Annotated in this window: 17 protein-coding genes; 10 read left to right on the top strand and 7 right to left on the bottom strand. The window is 73.2% G+C overall.

Features of this window, described 5'->3' with window-relative positions; all coding sequences use genetic code 11:
- Positions 1-25: 25 nt before the first annotated feature.
- The 4 genes from leuC to ACFVDM_RS25300 all read left to right on the top strand — a co-directional run bounded on the left by leuC (position 26) and on the right by ACFVDM_RS25300 (position 3,198).
- A complete protein-coding gene (gene leuC, locus ACFVDM_RS25315; protein ID WP_383644344.1) occupies positions 26-1,450 on the top strand; it encodes a 3-isopropylmalate dehydratase large subunit in 1,425 nt (474 codons plus the stop codon).
- A 5-nt stretch (positions 1,451-1,455) separates the two neighbouring features.
- Positions 1,456-2,049 (top strand): 3-isopropylmalate dehydratase small subunit, encoded by a 594-nt coding sequence (leuD, locus tag ACFVDM_RS25310; protein ID WP_383644341.1) that lies wholly within the window; start codon positions 1,456-1,458, stop codon positions 2,047-2,049.
- A 104-nt stretch (positions 2,050-2,153) separates the two neighbouring features.
- Complete coding sequence (locus ACFVDM_RS25305; protein ID WP_383644338.1) at positions 2,154-2,381, top strand: hypothetical protein; 228 nt, start codon at positions 2,154-2,156, stop codon at positions 2,379-2,381.
- Positions 2,382-2,523: 142 nt separating this feature from the next.
- Positions 2,524-3,198, top strand: a complete 675-nt coding sequence (locus tag ACFVDM_RS25300; RefSeq protein ID WP_383644335.1) for an HU family DNA-binding protein — start codon at positions 2,524-2,526, stop codon at positions 3,196-3,198.
- 112 nt (positions 3,199-3,310) lie between these two features.
- Here the strand turns inward: ACFVDM_RS25300 and ACFVDM_RS25295 are convergent, their stop codons facing one another.
- Positions 3,311-3,514 (bottom strand): hypothetical protein, encoded by a 204-nt coding sequence (locus ACFVDM_RS25295; RefSeq protein WP_383644332.1) that lies wholly within the window; start codon positions 3,512-3,514, stop codon positions 3,311-3,313.
- A gap of 35 nt (positions 3,515-3,549) precedes the next feature.
- Complete coding sequence (gene cofC, locus ACFVDM_RS25290) at positions 3,550-4,236, bottom strand: 2-phospho-L-lactate guanylyltransferase (RefSeq protein WP_383644329.1); 687 nt, start codon at positions 4,234-4,236, stop codon at positions 3,550-3,552.
- 160 nt (positions 4,237-4,396) lie between these two features.
- Here cofC and ACFVDM_RS25285 point away from each other — a divergent pair, with 160 nt between their 5' ends.
- From ACFVDM_RS25285 to ACFVDM_RS25275, 3 genes are all read left to right on the top strand, one after another.
- Complete coding sequence (locus ACFVDM_RS25285; protein WP_383644326.1) at positions 4,397-5,149, top strand: lysophospholipid acyltransferase family protein; 753 nt, start codon at positions 4,397-4,399, stop codon at positions 5,147-5,149.
- Positions 5,146-6,156, top strand: a complete 1,011-nt coding sequence (locus tag ACFVDM_RS25280) for an NAD(P)H-dependent glycerol-3-phosphate dehydrogenase (protein ID WP_383644323.1) — start codon at positions 5,146-5,148, stop codon at positions 6,154-6,156. The genes ACFVDM_RS25285 and ACFVDM_RS25280 overlap by 4 nt, the downstream gene beginning before the upstream one ends.
- Positions 6,157-6,225: 69 nt before the next feature.
- Positions 6,226-7,383 (top strand): D-alanine--D-alanine ligase family protein, encoded by a 1,158-nt coding sequence (locus tag ACFVDM_RS25275; RefSeq protein WP_383644320.1) that lies wholly within the window; start codon positions 6,226-6,228, stop codon positions 7,381-7,383.
- A gap of 47 nt (positions 7,384-7,430) precedes the next feature.
- Here ACFVDM_RS25275 and ACFVDM_RS25270 read toward each other — a convergent pair whose 3' ends face one another.
- Positions 7,431-7,916 (bottom strand): DUF3515 domain-containing protein, encoded by a 486-nt coding sequence (locus ACFVDM_RS25270; protein ID WP_383644317.1) that lies wholly within the window; start codon positions 7,914-7,916, stop codon positions 7,431-7,433.
- A gap of 20 nt (positions 7,917-7,936) precedes the next feature.
- A complete protein-coding gene (locus tag ACFVDM_RS25265; protein ID WP_383644314.1) occupies positions 7,937-8,170 on the bottom strand; it encodes an Lrp/AsnC family transcriptional regulator in 234 nt (77 codons plus the stop codon).
- A 327-nt stretch (positions 8,171-8,497) separates the two neighbouring features.
- Here ACFVDM_RS25265 and ACFVDM_RS25260 point away from each other — a divergent pair, with 327 nt between their 5' ends.
- Together ACFVDM_RS25260 and thiD are read left to right on the top strand one after the other, a co-directional pair.
- A complete protein-coding gene (locus ACFVDM_RS25260) occupies positions 8,498-9,469 on the top strand; it encodes a thiamine-phosphate kinase (protein WP_383644311.1) in 972 nt (323 codons plus the stop codon).
- Positions 9,470-9,479: 10 nt separating this feature from the next.
- Positions 9,480-10,289, top strand: a complete 810-nt coding sequence (gene thiD, locus ACFVDM_RS25255; RefSeq protein WP_383644308.1) for a bifunctional hydroxymethylpyrimidine kinase/phosphomethylpyrimidine kinase — start codon at positions 9,480-9,482, stop codon at positions 10,287-10,289.
- 131 nt (positions 10,290-10,420) lie between these two features.
- On the opposite strand, the gene rpmB is transcribed toward thiD, so the two are convergent.
- Positions 10,421-10,606, bottom strand: coding sequence for a 50S ribosomal protein L28 (gene rpmB / locus ACFVDM_RS25250; RefSeq protein WP_003965989.1), 186 nt, complete (start codon positions 10,604-10,606; stop codon positions 10,421-10,423).
- A gap of 257 nt (positions 10,607-10,863) precedes the next feature.
- Between rpmB and ACFVDM_RS25245 the strand changes: the two genes are divergently transcribed.
- The gene (locus ACFVDM_RS25245) at positions 10,864-12,486 is read left to right on the top strand and encodes a DAK2 domain-containing protein (RefSeq protein ID WP_383644305.1); all 1,623 of its coding nucleotides are present in this window, start codon (positions 10,864-10,866) and stop codon (positions 12,484-12,486) included.
- Positions 12,487-12,675: 189 nt separating this feature from the next.
- Here the strand turns inward: ACFVDM_RS25245 and ACFVDM_RS25240 are convergent, their stop codons facing one another.
- Positions 12,676-15,603: a tetratricopeptide repeat protein gene (locus tag ACFVDM_RS25240; protein ID WP_383644302.1), complete on the bottom strand. Its 2,928-nt coding sequence runs from the start codon at positions 15,601-15,603 to the stop codon at positions 12,676-12,678.
- Positions 15,600-17,474 (bottom strand): HSP90 family protein, encoded by a 1,875-nt coding sequence (locus tag ACFVDM_RS25235; protein ID WP_383644299.1) that lies wholly within the window; start codon positions 17,472-17,474, stop codon positions 15,600-15,602. The genes ACFVDM_RS25240 and ACFVDM_RS25235 overlap by 4 nt, the downstream gene beginning before the upstream one ends.
- Positions 17,475-17,569: the final 95 nt, after the last annotated feature.

Raw genomic sequence — 17,569 nt, 5'->3', positions numbered from 1 at the left:
GAAGACGCCGGCCGGAGGGAAAGCGATGGGTAGGACACTCGCGGAGAAGGTTTGGGACGACCACGTCGTCCGGCGCGCCGAGGGCGAGCCCGACCTCCTCTTCATCGATCTGCACCTGCTGCACGAGGTGACCAGTCCGCAGGCCTTCGACGGTCTGCGGCAGGCCGGACGCCCGGTGCGGCGCCTCGACCTCACCATCGCCACCGAGGACCACAACACCCCGACCCTCGACATCGACAAGCCGATCGCCGACCCGGTCTCCCGCGCCCAGCTGGAGACGCTGCGCAAGAACTGCGCGGAGTTCGGCGTCCGGCTGCACCCGCTGGGCGACGTCGAGCAGGGTGTGGTCCACGTGGTCGGCCCGCAGCTGGGTCTGACCCAGCCCGGCACCACGGTGGTCTGCGGCGACTCCCACACGTCCACGCACGGCGCCTTCGGCGCCCTGGCGTTCGGCATCGGCACCAGCCAGGTCGAGCACGTGCTGGCGACCCAGACGCTGCCGCTGGCCCGTCCGAAGACGATGGCCATCACCGTCGACGGCGAACTGCCCGAGGGCGTCACCGCCAAGGACCTGATCCTCGCGATCATCGCCCGGATCGGCACCGGCGGCGGCCAGGGCTACATCCTGGAGTACCGCGGCTCCGCCATCGAGAAGCTCTCGATGGAGGCCCGGATGACCATCTGCAACATGTCGATCGAGGCCGGCGCGCGGGCGGGCATGATCGCCCCCGACGCGACCACCTTCGACTACCTCCGCGGCCGTGACCACGCGCCGCAGGGCGCGGACTGGGACGAGGCCGTCGCGTACTGGAAGACGCTGCGCACGGACGAGGACGCGGTCTTCGACGCCGAGGTCGTCATCGACGCCGCCGCGCTCTCGCCGTTCGTCACCTGGGGCACCAACCCGGGCCAGGGCGCGCCGCTGTCGTCCGCCGTCCCCGACCCGGCTTCGTACGAGGACGCCTCGGAGCGCACCGCCGCCGAAAAGGCCCTGGAGTACATGGGGTTGACCGCCGGACAGCCGCTGCGCGAGATCGGTGTCGACACCGTCTTCGTAGGCTCCTGCACCAACGGCCGCATCGAGGACCTGCGCAACGCGGCCGCGGTGCTGGAAGGCCGCAAAGTCGCCGACGGCGTGCGGATGCTGGTCGTCCCGGGCTCGGTCCGGGTCGCCCTGCAGGCCGTCGAGGAGGGCCTGGACAAGGTCTTCACCGCCGCCGGCGCCGAATGGCGGCACGCGGGCTGCTCGATGTGCCTCGGTATGAACCCCGACCAGCTGGCCCCCGGCGAGCGCTCCGCCTCCACCTCGAACCGCAACTTCGAGGGCCGGCAGGGCAAGGGCGGCCGTACGCACCTGGTCTCCCCGCAGGTCGCCGCCGCCACCGCCGTGCTGGGCCATCTGGCCTCGCCGGCCGACCTGTCCGACGCCCGTACGCCCGCCGGAGTCTGAGAATCATGGAAGCTTTCACCACGCACACCGGCCGGGCCGTCCCGCTGCGCCGCAGCAACGTGGACACCGACCAGATCATCCCCGCCCACTGGCTGAAGAAGGTCACCCGGGACGGCTTCGAGGACGGGCTCTTCGAGGCCTGGCGCAAGGACGAGACCTTCGTCCTCAACCGCCCGGAGCGCCAGGGCGCCACGGTCCTGGTGGCCGGCCCCGACTTCGGCACCGGCTCGTCCCGCGAGCACGCCGTCTGGGCGCTCCAGAACTACGGCTTCAAGGCCGTCATCTCCTCCCGGTTCGCCGACATCTTCCGCGGGAACTCGCTGAAGAACGGGCTGTTGACCGTGGTCCTGGAGCAGCCGGTCGTCGACGCCATCTGGGAGCTCACCGAGGCCGACCCGACCGCCGAGGTCACCGTCGACCTGGAGAAGCGCCAGGTCGTCGCCGGTGACATCACCGCCGCCTTCGAGCTGGACGAGAACTCCCGCTGGCGGCTGCTGAACGGTCTCGACGACATCAGCCTCACCCTGCAGAACGATGCGGACATCGCGGCCTACGAGGCGGCCAGGCCGGCCCACAAGCCCCGTACAATTTCCGCCTGAGCAGCGCGTTTCCAGGACTGCGCCCCCTGCCTTCTGGTAGGGGGCGCAGTCGCTTGTTGAGACCCCGTCGGGCGACAACTCGCCCCAGATGGCACAATCGGTGCATGGAACGCGACAGCCAACTCAAGCTTTACGGCCACGTCGCCGACCAATTGAAGGAAGCGCACTCCCGAGTGCGTGCACTGCAAGTCCCGGAGGGCGTACGGATGGCGCTGAACCGGAAGCTGCTGGTCGTCACGGCCGCGGCGAAGCACGATCTCCCGGATGCGGCAAGGCGTCTGGACCGTTTGATGAAGGACCTCGACGAGGGCCGATTCCCCGAAGGTGGCTGACTCTGCGGAACTGCGCAGCGGTCGACTTCGTTGCGGCACTAGGGTGATTAGCCCGTTTCGTGTTTGATTTGCGGTATATATCTGCCTAACGTGCGAAAAAGCCGGAAAGTTTCGTTCCGGCAATGTCTCCGAAGGGGAAGACGTGAACAAGGCCCAGCTCGTAGAAGCGATTGCCGACAAGCTCGGCGGCCGTCAGCAGGCCGCGGACGCCGTGGACGCGGTGCTCGACGCCATCGTCCGTGCCGTCGTCGCAGGTGACCGCGTTTCGGTCACCGGCTTCGGCTCGTTCGAGAAGGTCGACCGCCCCGCCCGCTACGCCCGCAACCCGCAGACGGGTGAGCGCGTGCGGGTCAAGAAGACCTCGGTGCCCCGCTTCCGCGCGGGACAGGGCTTCAAGGACCTGGTGAGCGGCTCCAAGAAGCTCCCCAAGAACGATGTCGCCGTGAAGAAGGCCCCCAAGGGCAGCCTCTCGGGCGGTTCTTCCACCCGGACGACGGCCAAGGCCGCCGCCAAGAAGGCCACGGCGAAGAAGGCCACCGCCAAGAAGGCCACGGCGAAGAAGGCCGTGACCGCGGTGAAGAAGACCACCGCGGCAGCCAAGAAGACCACCGCGAAGAAGACCTCCGCGGCGGCGAAGAAGACCACCGCGGCCGCGAAGAAGGCGGCCCCCGCGGCGGCGAAGAAGACCACGGCGACCAAGAAGGCCACCGCCGCCAAGACCGCGCCCGCCAAGAAGGCCACGGCCAAGAAGGCGCCCGCGAAGAAGACCACGGCGCGCAAGACCACGGCCAAGAAGGCCACCGCACGCAAGAAGTGAGACCGGGCCGCACCGGGCCCTCACACGCGCCGGGCCGGGCTCCCCTCGGGGGAGCCCGGCCCGCGGGCTGTCCGGGGCCCCGTCCGGGCGCGGGCCCGTGACGCCGCAGGGGTCAGAAGGTCTGGAGCGTCACCAGGGTGATCCGCAGGGCCGCCCCCGCGCCCTCGCCCTCGATCCGCACCCGCTGCCCCGGACGCAGCAGCCGCAGCCCGCCCGCGTCGAAGGCCGCGGCGTCGAAGTCCACCGGGGTGCCGTCGTCGAGCAGCACACTGCCGGTACGGGTCTCGGGATCGTACGTGTACGAGGTCGCCTGCATGGACGGAAGCCTAGGGCCTTTCGTGCGGGACGGTCCTAAGGACTGTCGGCCGCCGGTACCCCGGCGGCCCAGCGCCCCGCCGTGTACGGGCCCACGCCCAGGGCGAGCGCCGCCCGGAGGTCCGCGCCGGTGTCCACGTCCCGGCGCACCGAATCGATGCCCGCCAGCGTGATCTCCACCGCGCCCGACGCCAGATGCCGGGCCCGCGACGGACCGCCGAAAGCGGGCCGCAATTCCACTCCCGGGCCCGCCGACAGAAATGTCGTCCCGATTCCCTCCGCATCGGTCACAAAAGCGCGCGGAAAAGCGGCGGCGAATTCGATGACACGGGACAATTCCGCCGGACGCAGCGCGGGCAGGTCCGCGTTCAGCGCGGCGACCGCGGCCCGGGGCCTGCCCGTCCGCACCACGCGCTCACCGTGCGCGAGAGCGGCGTTGAGCCCCGCCGCCGGGACATCGGGCACGATCCGCGCCCCGAGAGCCGCCAGCGCGGCGGCGGCCGCCGCGTCGTCCGTGACGACCACCACATCGGCCACGGCCGGGCAGGACAGCGCGGCGGACACCGTGTCGCGGGCGAACGCCAGGGCCAGCCGGGGCCGCAGCAGCGGGCCCGAGGCGGGCGTCAGCCTGCTCTTGGCCCGCGCCAAGGGCTTCAGCGGGACGACCAGTGACCAGGGTCCGGTCGGGTCGGTGTTCGTGGCGGTCTCCCCGTCGGTGCGCATGGCCGCCTATTCTCGCCTGCCGGTGCGACAACCCGGAGGGTCGGTCCCGAAGGCGAGGCGTACGGTGTTCTCGACAGAGCAGGGGCCTGGGGCGAGACTTGACCCTCGGTAGTCAGGCAGCAGTCCGCTCCACAGTCAGGCCATAGAGGAAGGTGTCCGAGTGTCCCGCCGCAGAATCGGCTTCTGGTACCGCCTGGCGGCGGTCATCGCGAAACCGCCGCTGGTGATTCTGTTCAAGCGCGACTGGCGGGGAATGGAACACATTCCGGCCGACGGCGGATTCATCACCGCGGTCAATCACAACTCCTACCTGGACCCGCTGTCGTACGGGCATTTCCAGTACAACACCGGCCGGGTGCCCCGGCTCCTCGCCAAGGCGGGCCTGTTCAAGGCCCCCTTCGTCGGCATGATGCTGCGCGGCACCGGCCAGATCCCGGTGTACCGCGAGACGACGAACGCGATGGACGCCTTCCGGGCCGCCGTCGACGCCATCGAACGCGGGGAGTGCGTCGCCTTCTACCCCGAGGGCACCCTCACCCGCGACCCCGACATGTGGCCGATGGCCGGCAAGACCGGCGCCGCCCGCGTCGCGTTGACGACCCGCGCACCGGTGATCCCGGTCGCGCAGTGGGGCGCCAACCTCGCGATGCCGCCGTACGCCAAGGAGAAGAAGGTCCGGCTCTTCCCCCGCAAGACCCTCCGGGTCCAGGCGGGCCCGCCCGTCGACCTCTCCCGGTTCTACGATCGGGAGGCCACGCCCGAGGTGCTCCGCGAGGTGACCGAGATCATCATGCGGGCGATCACGGAGCAACTGGAGCAGGTGCGCGGCGAGAAGGCCCCCGCCGAGCCGTACGACCACCGCAGGGCCCGCGCCGAGCAGCGGCGCAGGGCCGAAGGAGAGGGAACCACGTGACGCACCCCGTCAAGGCCGCCGTCTTCGGAACCGGCTCCTGGGGTACGGCCTTCGGCATGGTCCTCGCGGACGCGGGCTGCGAGGTCACCCTCTGGGGACGCCGGGCCGAGATCGCCGACGCCGTCAACACCACCCGCACCAACCCCGACTACCTCCCCGGCATCCAGCTGCCCGAATCGGTCCGGGCCACCACGGACGCCGCCGAGGCGCTGCGCGGCGCCGACTTCGCGGTCCTCGTCGTGCCCTCCCAGACGCTGCGCGCCAACCTCGCGGCCTGGACGCCGTACCTGGAGCCGCAGACGGTCCTGGTCTCCCTGATGAAGGGCGTCGAACTCGGCACCGCCGAGCGGATGAGCGAGGTCGTCCAGGAGGTCACGGGGGTCGGCCCGGAGCGGGTCGCCGTCGTCACCGGCCCCAACCTCGCCAAGGAGATCGCCGAACGCCGCCCCGCGGCCGCCGTCGTCGCCAGCACGGACGAGGCCGTGGCCCGCCGCCTCCAGGCCGCCTGCCACACCTCGTACTTCCGCCCCTACACCAGCACCGACGTGGTCGGCTGCGAACTCGGCGGCGCCGTCAAGAACGTCATCGGGCTGGCCGTCGGCATCGCCAACGGCATGGGGCTCGGCGACAACGCCAAGGGCTCGCTCATCACCCGCGGCCTCGCCGAGACCATCCGGCTGGGCGTCGCCATGGGCGCCGACCCGCTGACCTTCTCCGGCCTCGCCGGACTCGGCGACCTGGTGGCGACCTGCTCCTCGCCGCTCTCGCGCAACAACACCTTCGGCACCAACCTCGGCCGGGGCATGACGCTCCAGGAGGCCATCGCGGCCACCAAGCAGACCGCCGAGGGCGTCAAGTCCTGCGAGTCGGTCCTCGACCTGGCCCGGCGCCACCACGTCGACATGCCCATCACCGAGACGGTCGCCGGCATCGTCCACGAGGGCAAGTCGCCGCTGGTCGCGGTCAAGGAGCTGATGTCGCGCACCGCCAAGGCCGAACGGCACTGACCCCGTTCGGCCCCGGGCGGCCCCGGCCACGCTGACGCCACCGGTACCAGCAGGTACGCTCAACGCGATATGAGCAGCGAGAACCTCCCCCAGAGCACGGAGCACCAGCTCCGCAAGCCGCGTGTGGCCGTCGTGTTCGGCGGCCGCAGCTCCGAGCACGGCATTTCGGTGGTCACGGCCGGCGCGGTCCTGAACGCGATCGACCGGACGAAGTACGACGTCCTGCCGATCGGCATCACGACGGACGGCCGCTGGGCGCTCACCGCCGACGCACCCGAACGCATGGCCATCACCGACCGGCGGATGCCGGACGTGACCGAACTGGCCGAGTCCGAGGACGGCGGCGTCGTGCTCTCCGTCGACCCCGGCAGCCGCGAAGTGGTCTACACGGAGCCCGGATCGGTCCCCAAGGCGCTCGGCGAGGTCGACGTCGTCTTCCCCGTCCTGCACGGCCCGTACGGGGAGGACGGCACGCTCCAGGGCCTGCTGGAGCTCTCCGGGGTGCCGTACGTCGGCGCCGGGGTGCTCGCCTCGGCGGTCGGCCAGGACAAGGAGTACATGAAGCGGGTCTTCACCTCCTTCGGACTCCCCGTCGGCCCCTACGTCGTCGTACGCCCCCGGGAGTGGGACAACGACCGGCAGGCCGCCCGCAAGCGCATCGTGGACTTCGCCGGCGAGCACGGCTGGCCGCTCTTCGTGAAGCCCGCCCGCGCCGGCTCCTCCATCGGCATCACCAAGGTCGACGACCTCGCCGGGCTCGACGAGGCGATCGAGGAGGCCCGCCGCCACGACCCCAAGTTCCTCGTCGAGTCGCTGCTGCGCGGCCGCGAGATCGAGTGCGGGGTGCTGGAGTTCGAGGACGGCCCGCGCGCCAGCGTGCCCGCCGAGATCCCCCCGGTCACCGCGCACGACTTCTACGACTTCGAGGCCAAGTACATCGACGCCGCCTCCGGGATCGTGCCCGCCCCGCTCACCCCCGAACAGACCGCCGAGGTCCAGCGGCTCGCCGTCGAGGCCTTCGAGGCGGCCTCCTGCGAGGGCCTGGTCCGCGCCGACTTCTTCCTCACCGAGGACGGCGGCTTCGTCATCAACGAGATCAACACCCTGCCGGGCTTCACCCCGATCTCCATGTACCCGCGCATGTGGCAGGAGAGCGGCGTCAGCTACCAGCAGCTGGTGGACCGCCTCATCCAGGCGGCGCTGGACCGGCCGACCGGCCTGCGCTGACCCGCGGAACACCCCTGCAGGCGTGCGCCCCGCGAACGGGCGCACGCCTACAGGCTGGGCGGGACGGTCTTCTTGACCGCGGAGGCGAACGCCGCCAGGGGCGTCGCGTCGTGCGCGTACGCCTCGGAGAGCGTGACCTCCACGTACGCCTTGCGCAGCGTCGTGGTGAACCGGGGCCCGGCGTCCTCACGCTGCTCCAGCATCCAGTTGACGCCGTCCGCCTCCGCGGCCTTCGCCTGGGGGTCGCTCATCTTCTCGGGGCGCGGGACACCGCAGCGCAGTACGATCGCCCCGTCCCCCCACCCGGCCGTCAGATCGGAACGGGGCGAGGGGTCCTCGCGCTCCAGCCCCGCGACGGAACGCGGCAGCTCCTTGTGCAGGGCACGGCAGTAGGCTGCGGCTTCCGAGGACGGAGTGGGCACCGTGACCGACGCCGACGGGTCCGAGGAACAGCCCGCCGCAGCCAGCAGGACCAGGGCGGCGGACGGGCCGAGGAGCACGGGGCGGGGGAGCCGGCGGCGGGTAGACGTCACCGGCCCAGCGTAGACGGGGGCTACAGGTGAACGACCGGGCAGGTCAGGGTTCGGGTGATGCCGTCCACTTGCTGGACCTTGGCGACCACCATGCGTCCGAGTTCATCGACCGTGTCGGCCTGGGCACGCACGATCACGTCGTAGGGGCCGGTGACGTCTTCTGCCTGGATCACTCCCGGAATCCTGGAGATGGTCTCGGCGACGGTCGACGCCTTGCCCACCTCGGTCTGAATAAGGATGTACGCCTGTACCACGGAACCTCCAGGGCGGCCACGAGGATCATGTGGGGGAAAGGGACGCCACGTTATCGCGTCGTCGCGCGCCGCGGGGAGACCTGGGGGCCGGAAGACGTCCACAGCGTGGCGTACGGAACGCACAGGTTGACGTATTCCTTGACGGTACCGACCGCGGCCGGGGCCCGCGACCGCGCGTCCGGCGGCGCGGACGGGGGCCGGACCATGCCCGTGACCAGCAAGACCGGCCGTACGCGCCGGCGACCGCGCTCCACGACCGGGCGGGCACCCGGGGCGCTGGAGCAGGCCGGACGCCCGTCCGGCCCCATCGATGAGAGGTGAGACTCGGTGAAGGGAACCGTGGGCGAGTTGGGGGAGTTCGGCCTCATCAGGGAGCTGACGTCCCGGCTGACCACCACCCCGGCGGTACGGCTGGGGCCCGGCGACGACGCCGCGGTCGTGACCGCCCCCGACCGCAGGGTCGTGGCCAGCACGGACATCCTGCTGGAGGGACGGCACTTCCGGCGCGACTGGTCGACGGCGTACGACGTCGGCCGCAAGGCCGCCGCGCAGAACCTCGCCGACATCGCCGCCATGGGGGCCGTGCCCACCGCGCTGCTCCTCGGCCTGGTCACCCCGGCCGAACTCCCGGTCACCTGGGCCGGCGAGCTGATGGACGGCATCCGTGACGAGTGCCAGGTCGCCGGGGCCGCCGTGGTCGGCGGCGACGTGGTGCGCGGCGACACCATCACCGTCGCGATCACCGCGCTCGGCGATCTGCGCAACCACGAACCGGTCACCCGGGCCGGCGCCCAGCCCGGCGACGTCGTCGCCGTCACCGGCTGGCTCGGCTGGTCCGCCGCCGGATACGCCGTGCTCTCCCGCGGCTTCCGCTCGCCCCGCGCCTTCGTCGAGGCCCACCGCCGCCCCGAACCGCCCTACCACGCGGGCCCCGCGGCGGCCGGTCTCGGCGCCACCGCGATGACCGACGTCAGCGACGGGCTCGTCGCCGACCTGGGACACATCGCCGAGGCCAGCAAGGTCCGCATCGACCTGCGCTCCGGTTCCATCGACATCCCCTCGCAGATGTCCGACATCGGCCAGGCCGTCGGCGTCGACCCGCTCCAGTGGGTGCTCACCGGGGGAGAGGACCACGCGATCGTCGCCACGTTCCCGCCGGACGTGAAGCTGCCGGCCCGCTGGAAGGTGATCGGCGAGGTCGTCAACCCCTCGGCGCTGCCGCAGGTGACGGTCGACGGGGCGCCCTGGACCAGCACCGGCGGCTGGGACCACTTCGGCGGCATCGAGGACGCCCAGTAGATTGCGGCCCATGCCGATATCTTCCGCCGCACCGCCCCGTGTGCTCACCGTCGCCGGATCCGATTCCGGCGGCGGTGCGGGCATCCAGGCCGATCTGAAGACCATGCTGGCCCTCGGCGTCCACGGGATGAGCGTGCTGACCGCCGTCACCGCGCAGAACTCGCGGGGCGTCCAGGGCGCCTGGGAGCTGCCCGCGGACGCCGTGCGCGCCCAGTACCGCAGCGTCATGGACGACATCGGGGCCGATGCCGTCAAGACCGGCATGCTCGCCTCCGCGGAGCTGGTCGAGACCGTCGCCGCGCTGCTCGCCGGGACCGGCGCCCCGGCCGTCGTCGACCCCGTCGGCGTCTCCAAGCACGGGGATCCGCTGCTCGCCGCCGAGGCGCTGGACTCGGTCCGTACGAAACTGCTGCCGGTCGCCACCGTCGCCACCCCGAACCTCGACGAAGTGGCCCAGCTCACGGGGATCACCGTCACCGACGAGGCCGGAATGCGCCGGGCCGCGGCCGCCCTGCTGGAGTACGGGCCGCGCTGGGTGGTGATCAAGGGCGGGCATCTGCCGGGCGACCCCGTCGACCTGCTCACCGACGGCACCGAGGAGCACTGGCTGCGCGCCCCCCGCCACGACAACCGCCACACCCACGGAACGGGCTGCACGCTCGCCTCCGCCATCGCCTGCGGACTGGCCACCGGCCAGGACGTGCCCACGGCCGTACGGGCCGCCAAGGCCTATGTCACCGGGGCGATCGCCGCGGGCTTCCCGCTCGGCTCCGGGATCGGCCCCGTCGACCACGCCTGGCGGCTGCGCGACCCCCGCTGAGCGGCCGGGCCCCCTGAGCGGCCGGGCCCCCTGAGCGGCCGCGCCGCCGGAGCCGCGCACAGCAAAAAGCCGGTCCACCGAGATGGACCGGCTTTTTGGGCAACCGGTAGGGCTGCGCTACGACGGGAACGTCAGCGCGCGACCTTGCCGGCCTTGATGCACGAGGTGCAGACGTTGAGCCGCTTCGGCGTCCGCCCGACCACGGCACGCACGCGCTGGATGTTGGGATTCCAGCGACGGGACGTACGGCGGTGCGAGTGCGAAATGCTGTTGCCGAAGCTCGGCCCCTTGCCGCAAACGTCGCAGTTGGCAGCCACGGGTCACTCCAAAACTTCAGATGCACTTACAGTGAATTCCGGCACGCCGGATTCATTGGATGAAGTGGCGGTACCGGGGGAATGTCCCGACTTACGTCGGGCAACCGAAGCAGCATACAACGGCTGCGTCGGAGATACGAAACTACCATGGGTTCGGCGGCCGCCCGCCCCGCCCCTGGAGCCGGGCCGCCCGCCGGCCGGGACTACTCTGCGGTGCAGCCCGCCGCCCCGGTACGCGTTTCGAGGAGGACCATCAGGTGTCGCAGACCGCGGACGACCTGGACGCCGACGCGGTGCGCACCTGGTGCTCACGGGCGCTGGACGCGCTGGGCCGGGAACGCGAGGCCATCGACGCGATCAACGTCTATCCCGTCGCCGACGGCGACACCGGCACCAACCTCTATCTGACCGTGGAATCCGCGGCGGCCGCCGTCGAGGCCGTCTTCGCCGCCCACGAGACCGGACCGCTGGCCCCCTCCACCGCCGACGCGGTGCGCGCCATGGCCCACGGGGCGCTGATCGGCGCCCGGGGCAACTCCGGCACGATCCTGGCGCAGCTGCTGCGCGGCATGGCCGGGGTGCTCGCCGGCGGGAGCGGACCCGGCCCGCTGCGCCTGGCCCTGGCCCGCGCCGCCGTCTCGGCCCGCGAGGCCGTCGCCCACCCCGTCGAGGGCACCGTCCTCACCGTGGCCACCGCCGCCGCGGAGGCCGCCGCACGGACCCCGGACGACGCCACGGTCGCGGCGGTGGCCACCGCCGCCCACGCGGGCGCCCGCACGGCCCTGGACGCCACCCCCGGCCAGCTCGCGGTCCTCGGCCGGGCCGGGGTCGTGGACGCGGGCGGACGCGGACTCGTCGCGGTGCTCGGCGCCCTGGTCGAAGCGGTCACCGGACAGCCCCCGGAGCCGGTGGCCCCGACGGTGCCCGTCCCCGCCCCGGTCCTGGACTGCCCCTCGGCCGACGGACCGCAGGACGGCCCGGCCTTCGAGGTCATCTACCTGCTGGAGGCCGAGGACGCCGCCGTGGAGCGGCTGCGCACCCGGCTCGACAGCCTCGGGGACTCCCTCGTCGTCGTCGGCGGCGACGGACTGTGGAACGTCCATGTCCACGTCGACGACGCGGGCGCGGCGGTGGAGGCCGGCGTGGAGGCCGGCCGCCCGCACCGCATCCGGATCACCCACTTCGCCGCCGACCGCGGCCACGCCCGCCCCGAACCCGCCCAGCGCGCCGTCGTCGTGGTCGTCCCCGGCGACGGGCTCGCCGGCCTCTGTGCGGAGGCCGGGGCCACCACCGTGCTCGCCCGGCCCGGCGAACCCCTCGCCAGCGGCGAACTCGCCGACGCCATCCGCCGCGCGCACGCCCGCGAGGTGGTGCTGCTGCCCAACGACGGGGAACTGCGCCACACCGCGGCCGCCGCCGCCGAACAGGCCAGGGCCGCCGGCATCCGGGTCGCCCTCGTTCCGACGCGGGCCGCCGTCCAGGGCATCGCCGCCCTCGCCGTCCACGAACCGGACCGCAGCTTCGACGAGGACGTGGTCGCCATGACCGCCGCGGCCGGAGCCACCCGCTACGCCGAACTCGCCGTCGCCGAACGGCAGTCCTGGACCATGGCGGGCATCTGCCAGGCCGGCGACATCCTGGGCCTCATCGACGGCGATGTCGCCGTCATCGGCGAGGACATCCCCGCCACCGCCCGCACGGTCCTGGACCGCATGCTCGCCGCCGGCGGCGAACTGGTCACCCTCGTCCTCGGCGAGGACGTCCCCGACACCCTCGCGCACATGCTGGAGGAGCACGTCCGCGAGGGCTATCTCGCCGTCGACACCGTGGTGTACCGGGGCGGCCACCAGTGCGCGCCCCTCCTGATCGGGGTGGAGTAGGGCCGGGGCGCGGTGTCGGGCGCGGCGGCTCGCGGCACCGGCGGGACGCCCGGCCGGCTCCGCCGCCGGGACATCCGCCGCCCGGCGCCCCCGCACCGGACATCCCGCCCTGCCGGGCGGGCCCCGTGACCCGTCCGGTCCGGGCTCAGGGCCTGTCCGGTCCGGGCTCAGGACCCGTCCGGTCCGGGCTCAGGACCGCCCCGCCCCCGTCACGTACGCCCGCAGCGACTCCGCCTCCGCGCGCCGGGCGTCCGCCGTCTCGTCGGTGTCCGGCGGGACGTCCTCGTACGCGGCGACGACGGCGGCGGCCCGGCGCAGCGCACCCTCCGGGCGGCCGAGGTCGGCCTCCAGCCAGGCGGCCATCAGCTCCGCGGCGGTCCGTTGCGCCGTCGCCTCCGGACCCGCCGGGGCGAGGACGGCCACGGCGCGGTCGACCTGGCCGAGGGCTTCCTCGTAGGCCAGCCTGGCCGGGTCGTCCGGGGCCTCGCCCGGGTCCTCCTCGCAGGCGTGGGCGATCAGTTCGGCCGTCTGGCGGCAGGTGTCCGCCAGCTCCTCGCGGAGTCCGGCCTCCTCGCAGACGCGCTCGGCCTCGGCCATGAACGCGCGGGCGGGCGCGAGCCCCGGGAGGCCCTCCCGGATCGCGATCCAGGCCCGGACCCGCAGGGTGCGGACCAGCGGGGCCGTCTCGCCCAGCTCCCGCCACAGCTCACCGGCGCGGGTGTAGGCCAGGTCCGCCTCGGGATTCAGCTCGGCCCGGTAGAGCGCCTGCCCGGCCAACTGGGCGAGCATCGCGTGGTCGTGCTGCTCCGGCCAGCCCCGGGCGACATCGGCCGCCCGCAGCCAGTGCTCGGCCGCCGCCCGGGGCTCGTCGAGCGCCATCAGCCCGTCGCCCAGCCACCACAGCGTCTGGACGAGCATGCCCTCCCCGTGGTTCTCGACGTCGATGTCCGGCAGCACGGACTCCAGGACGGCGGCCGCCTCCGCGGCCCGCCCCAGCCGCAGCAGCCAGCCGCCCAGCTGATGACGGGCGTAGACGCCCAGCGCCTCGTCCCCGCCCTCGTCCGCCCAGTGCGCGGCGTCCAGCCCCGCCTCCGTCGCCTCCTCGAACCGGCCCGCGTCCGCCACCGTCTCGGCCAGCTGGAGCAGCAGCCGGGCCCGCCCGGCCGCCGGCAGCCGGCTCCCGCCGTGTTCCAGCGCCGCCCGCACGGAACGCTCCGCCGCCTCGTGGTCGCCGAGCTGCACCTGGATCCGGCCCGCCCGCGCCTCGTACTCGACGGCGAACCACGGCAGCCCCGCGGCCACCGTCTCGTCGGCCGCGCGCGTGTACAGCCCGGCCGCGGCGGGGCCGTCGCCGCCGAACCCGGCGACGTCCGCGAGGAAGCCCAGCACCTCGGCGAGACGGGAGGGCACCCCGTCCTCGTCCCGCAGCGGCTCGGCGAACTCCAGGGTCTCCCGCGCCGCCCGGTCGAGCGCGGCGACCGCCGCCTCCCCGGCCTTCTCGTCCTCCGCGCGCATCAGCGCCTGCCGGGCGATCCGGGCCCGGCACACCAGCACCCCGCTCGCCTGCCGGGCCGTGGCCGCGCCCTGCGTGTGCAGCGCGAGCGCCCGGACGACCAGCGGCCCGATCTCCCGCGCCGCCTCGTCACCGGCGCCGTCCATCGACAGCAGGAAGGCCCGCCGGGCCAGCGCCGCCACCGCCTCCCCGGCGTCGCCGGCCTCCTCGTACAACCGGGACGCCGTCGCGAACAGCTCCGCGCCCTCGGCGGCCGGCCGTTCGCCGTCCATCGCCAGATGGTCCGCCATGCTCGCCCGGTCGTGGACGGTCAGCACATCCGGCTCGCCGTCCTTCCCGTCCCGCTCCGCGACCGCCCGCCAGGCGGGACCGGCCTGCGGATCATGGGCGTCCGAGAGCCGCTTCGCCTCGGCCAGCAGCCCGGCCAGATCCCGTTCCGGCGCCTCGGACCGCTCCTCCGGCGCCGGGGGCACCGGCACGGCGGCGGCCGCCGGCCGCGCCGCCCGCACACCCAGCGGCAGCCGGTCCAGCAGCGGCCGGCGCGCCAGCCGCTCCCGGGTCTGCCCGCCCACGTACCCGTTGCCGTTGCGCTCGTCGAAACGGGCGGCGAGGGCCAGCGCCCGCGCGCGGGCCTCGACGGCCAGCGTCGCGGCGGTCCACTCGGTACCGGCCGGACCGGGCACCGGCTGCGCCCCGTGCCCCAGCGCGACCAGCCGGTCCATCAGCACGGCCGTCACGGCCAGATAGTCCAGCAGGCTGCCCGGATTGCCGTCGTCCGTGAAGTACGCCGGACGCTCGGCCAGGATCTCCAGCCCCCGCGCCTCGTTGCCGGTCAGCGCGCAGAACTCGATGTGCAGCGCGACCGCGTACCGCATGCTCTCCATCGGCCGCACCAGCCGGTAGCCGCGCAGATGGTGCGCCCTGGCCCGGTCCGCCCGCCCGGTCCGCAGCAGCGGCAGCAGCGAGGCGGCCAGCACCGCGTGCGGCTCGTGCGCACAGGTGTGCTCGCCCTCCAGCACCGGCGCCCAGGCGGCCAGCCCCTCCTCGTCCCGGTCCCGCAGCACGTGCCAGCCGCCCTGCTCGTGCAGTTCGCACGCGTGGCAGTTGGCCATCCGGTCGCGTTCGGCGGCCTGCCACGCGGCGTACGCCCGCCCGGCCCGCTCCATGTCGCCCAGATGCCGGGCGATCTCCAGCTCGCCCTGGTGCACCGCCCGTGTCGAATGGCCCGCGAGGCGGTAGCGGTGCGCCATCTCCGCCTGCCACTTCTCGATGGCGGCCAGCGGGATGTGCGGCTGGTCGACCATGGAACTGGAGACCCACTTGAACATCCAGAACAGATGGTGGGTCATGAACGCGTCGAAATCGTCCGGCCGTTCGTCCCACATCCGCAGCAGCCGCGCGAACGGGACGAACATCTTGTCCTTCTCGGAGCTGTAGTTGTAGACCTGCAGCTGGTGGACCAGCGCCTCCACCAGCAGCGGGGCGTCCCCGCTCTGCTCGGCCTCGGCCAGCAGCCGCTCCGCGCGGGCGTTGCGGGCGGGCCCCTCGGGCTCGTCCAGCAACTCCCGCAGGGACTGGCGGATCGTCGCGGTGCCGGCGCTCATCGGCCGTCCTCCTGGGGGTGTGCGGGGGAGTTCCCCGGTACGACGGGTGCGGCCCACTCCAGCAGTCCGGCGAAGGCCCGGTTCAGCAGCGCCGAGTCGGCGGGCCGCAGCGGCCGCTGGGCCATCAGCAGCGCCTGCCCGTACAGCGCCTCCGTGGCGGTCGCCGCCAGCTCCGGGGAGTCCAACGCACCGATCCGGCGGATCAGCGGATTGAGATGGTTCAGGACCAGCCGGGCCCGCGGCGCCGAACCCCGCAACGAGCCGAGAATGCCCGCCCACAGCTCGTCCGCCTGCTCCTCGGCCTCCGCCCGCGCCTGCTCGTGACGGGCCGAACGGTCGTCCAGATGCAGCGCCGGCACCGTCAGCGGATGGAACGCGCGCAGCGCCACGTCGCAGCCCAGCGGATCCAGCCGGGCCCGCGCCGCCGCCAGGAACGGCGCCAGCGCCAGCTCCTCCTGCGGATCGACCGCGTCCAGATGCGCGGTGACGGTGTCCGCGTCCAGCTCCGCCACCACCGTCCCCGGCCGGGCCGAGGGCAGCGCCTCCACCAGCTCGGTGTCGTACGTGTAGCCGCCGTTGACCACCCCGATGCCCTGAGCCGACGCGATCGGCGCGACCTGGCGGAACTCCTCCACGGAGCGGGTGAAGTGCACCACCGGATGGCGCCGGGCGAACTCCTCCAGCGACAGCCGGCCGTCCGTCGTCTCGAACGGCAGCCACGGCAGCATCGTGCGCAACATCGCCCCGTCGTGCCGGGCCAGCGACTTCACGCCCAGATGGTGCACGGACAGGAACTCCGCGAGCCGTTCCGGATCGCCCGCGGCCAGACCCGTCAGCCAGTCCCTGATCCGTTCGCCCAGCGCCTCGCGGACCGCGGCCAGCGTCTCGTCCGCGTACAGCGCCTCCCGCGAGGCCGTGGGCCGCAGGGTGTCCGTGTCGACGACGCACCGCACGAAGAACGCCCACTCCGGCAGCAGCTCGTCCGCCCGGTCCGTGAGCAGCATGCCCTTGAGATGGACCCGGTGGCCCGCGCGCTGCGCCGGACTCACCGCCGACGGCAGCACGTACGCCACCCCGCGGATCCCGGCGAGCGGAAGGTCCAGGTCGACGGTGTCGAGCGGCGAGAAGCCGAACAGCTCGTGGCAGTGGCGGGCGAGCGCCACCCGCCGCGCCGCCGGGCTCGGATGCGCGCGGTCCCACGGGGCCGGCAGCTCGGTGACGGCCGTGTCGCCGACCCGCACGTCGTACGGCAGCAGCGAACCGAAGTCCCGGGCCAGCGCGCGCACCCGCTCCTCGGACAGCCAGTCGCCGGAGCCCGGCCGGGCCGTCAGATGCACCGTCGTGCCCGGCTCCGGACGCGCCTCGTCGGGCAGCGTACGCACGGTGTACGAACCGTCGTCGCGGGCGCACCACTCCACCGGCGGCGCACCGGGCGTCCGCGCCGAGCGGCTCACCACCCGGATCTCCGCGGCGACCACGAAACAGGCGAGCAGCCCGATCCCGAACTGGCCCAGGAACTCCGCCCGTGCCGAGGCCAGCCCCTCGGCACCGTCCCGTTTGGAACTGCGCCCGATCGTCGCGAGCAGGCTGTGCACATCGGACTCGGTCAGCCCGATGCCGCTGTCCTCGACGCGCAGCCGGCCCTCCCCGGCGTACAGCCGCACCAGCGCGGGGGCGTCCGGCTGTTCTGCGCGCCGGGCCGTGAGGGCGTCCACGGCGTTCTGCAGCAGCTCGCGCAGATAGACGCGCGGCGAGGAGTAGAGATGGTGGGAGAGAAGGTCGACCAGACCGCGCAGATCCACCTGGAAGGTGTGCGGCTGCCGGGCGGCGGGGTCGAAGGACGCGGAATTCGCTGAGTTCTCAGATGTCATTCGTCGCAGCGCCGGTGGGGGGACTTGCGACAGCGCGGGTCGGGCGATCCCCCGCGGGGCGATCGCGAACGAGAGCGTGGGAGCCGATCCTAGGG

It is taken from the genome of Streptomyces sp. NPDC057682, from assembly GCF_042799575.1.
Lineage (GTDB): Bacteria > Actinomycetota > Actinomycetes > Streptomycetales > Streptomycetaceae > Streptomyces.
This window is presented reverse-complemented; position numbering and strand designations above follow the sequence as displayed.

Bases quoted from the DNA above. Each gene is read 5' to 3' on its own strand.
- cofC (WP_383644329.1), bottom strand. From the start codon at position 4,236: ATGCGCACCGACGGGGAGACCGCCACGAACACCGACCCGACCGGACCC.
- ACFVDM_RS25235 (WP_383644299.1), bottom strand. From the start codon at position 17,474: ATGACATCTGAGAACTCAGCGAATTCCGCGTCCTTCGACCCCGCCGCC.
- ACFVDM_RS25240 (WP_383644302.1), bottom strand. From the start codon at position 15,603: ATGAGCGCCGGCACCGCGACGATCCGCCAGTCCCTGCGGGAGTTGCTG.
- leuC (WP_383644344.1), top strand. From the start codon at position 26: ATGGGTAGGACACTCGCGGAGAAGGTTTGGGACGACCACGTCGTCCGG.
- ACFVDM_RS25305 (WP_383644338.1), top strand. From the start codon at position 2,154: ATGGAACGCGACAGCCAACTCAAGCTTTACGGCCACGTCGCCGACCAA.
- leuD (WP_383644341.1), top strand. From the start codon at position 1,456: ATGGAAGCTTTCACCACGCACACCGGCCGGGCCGTCCCGCTGCGCCGC.
- ACFVDM_RS25275 (WP_383644320.1), top strand. From the start codon at position 6,226: ATGAGCAGCGAGAACCTCCCCCAGAGCACGGAGCACCAGCTCCGCAAG.
- ACFVDM_RS25295 (WP_383644332.1), bottom strand. From the start codon at position 3,514: ATGCAGGCGACCTCGTACACGTACGATCCCGAGACCCGTACCGGCAGT.
- thiD (WP_383644308.1), top strand. From the start codon at position 9,480: ATGCCGATATCTTCCGCCGCACCGCCCCGTGTGCTCACCGTCGCCGGA.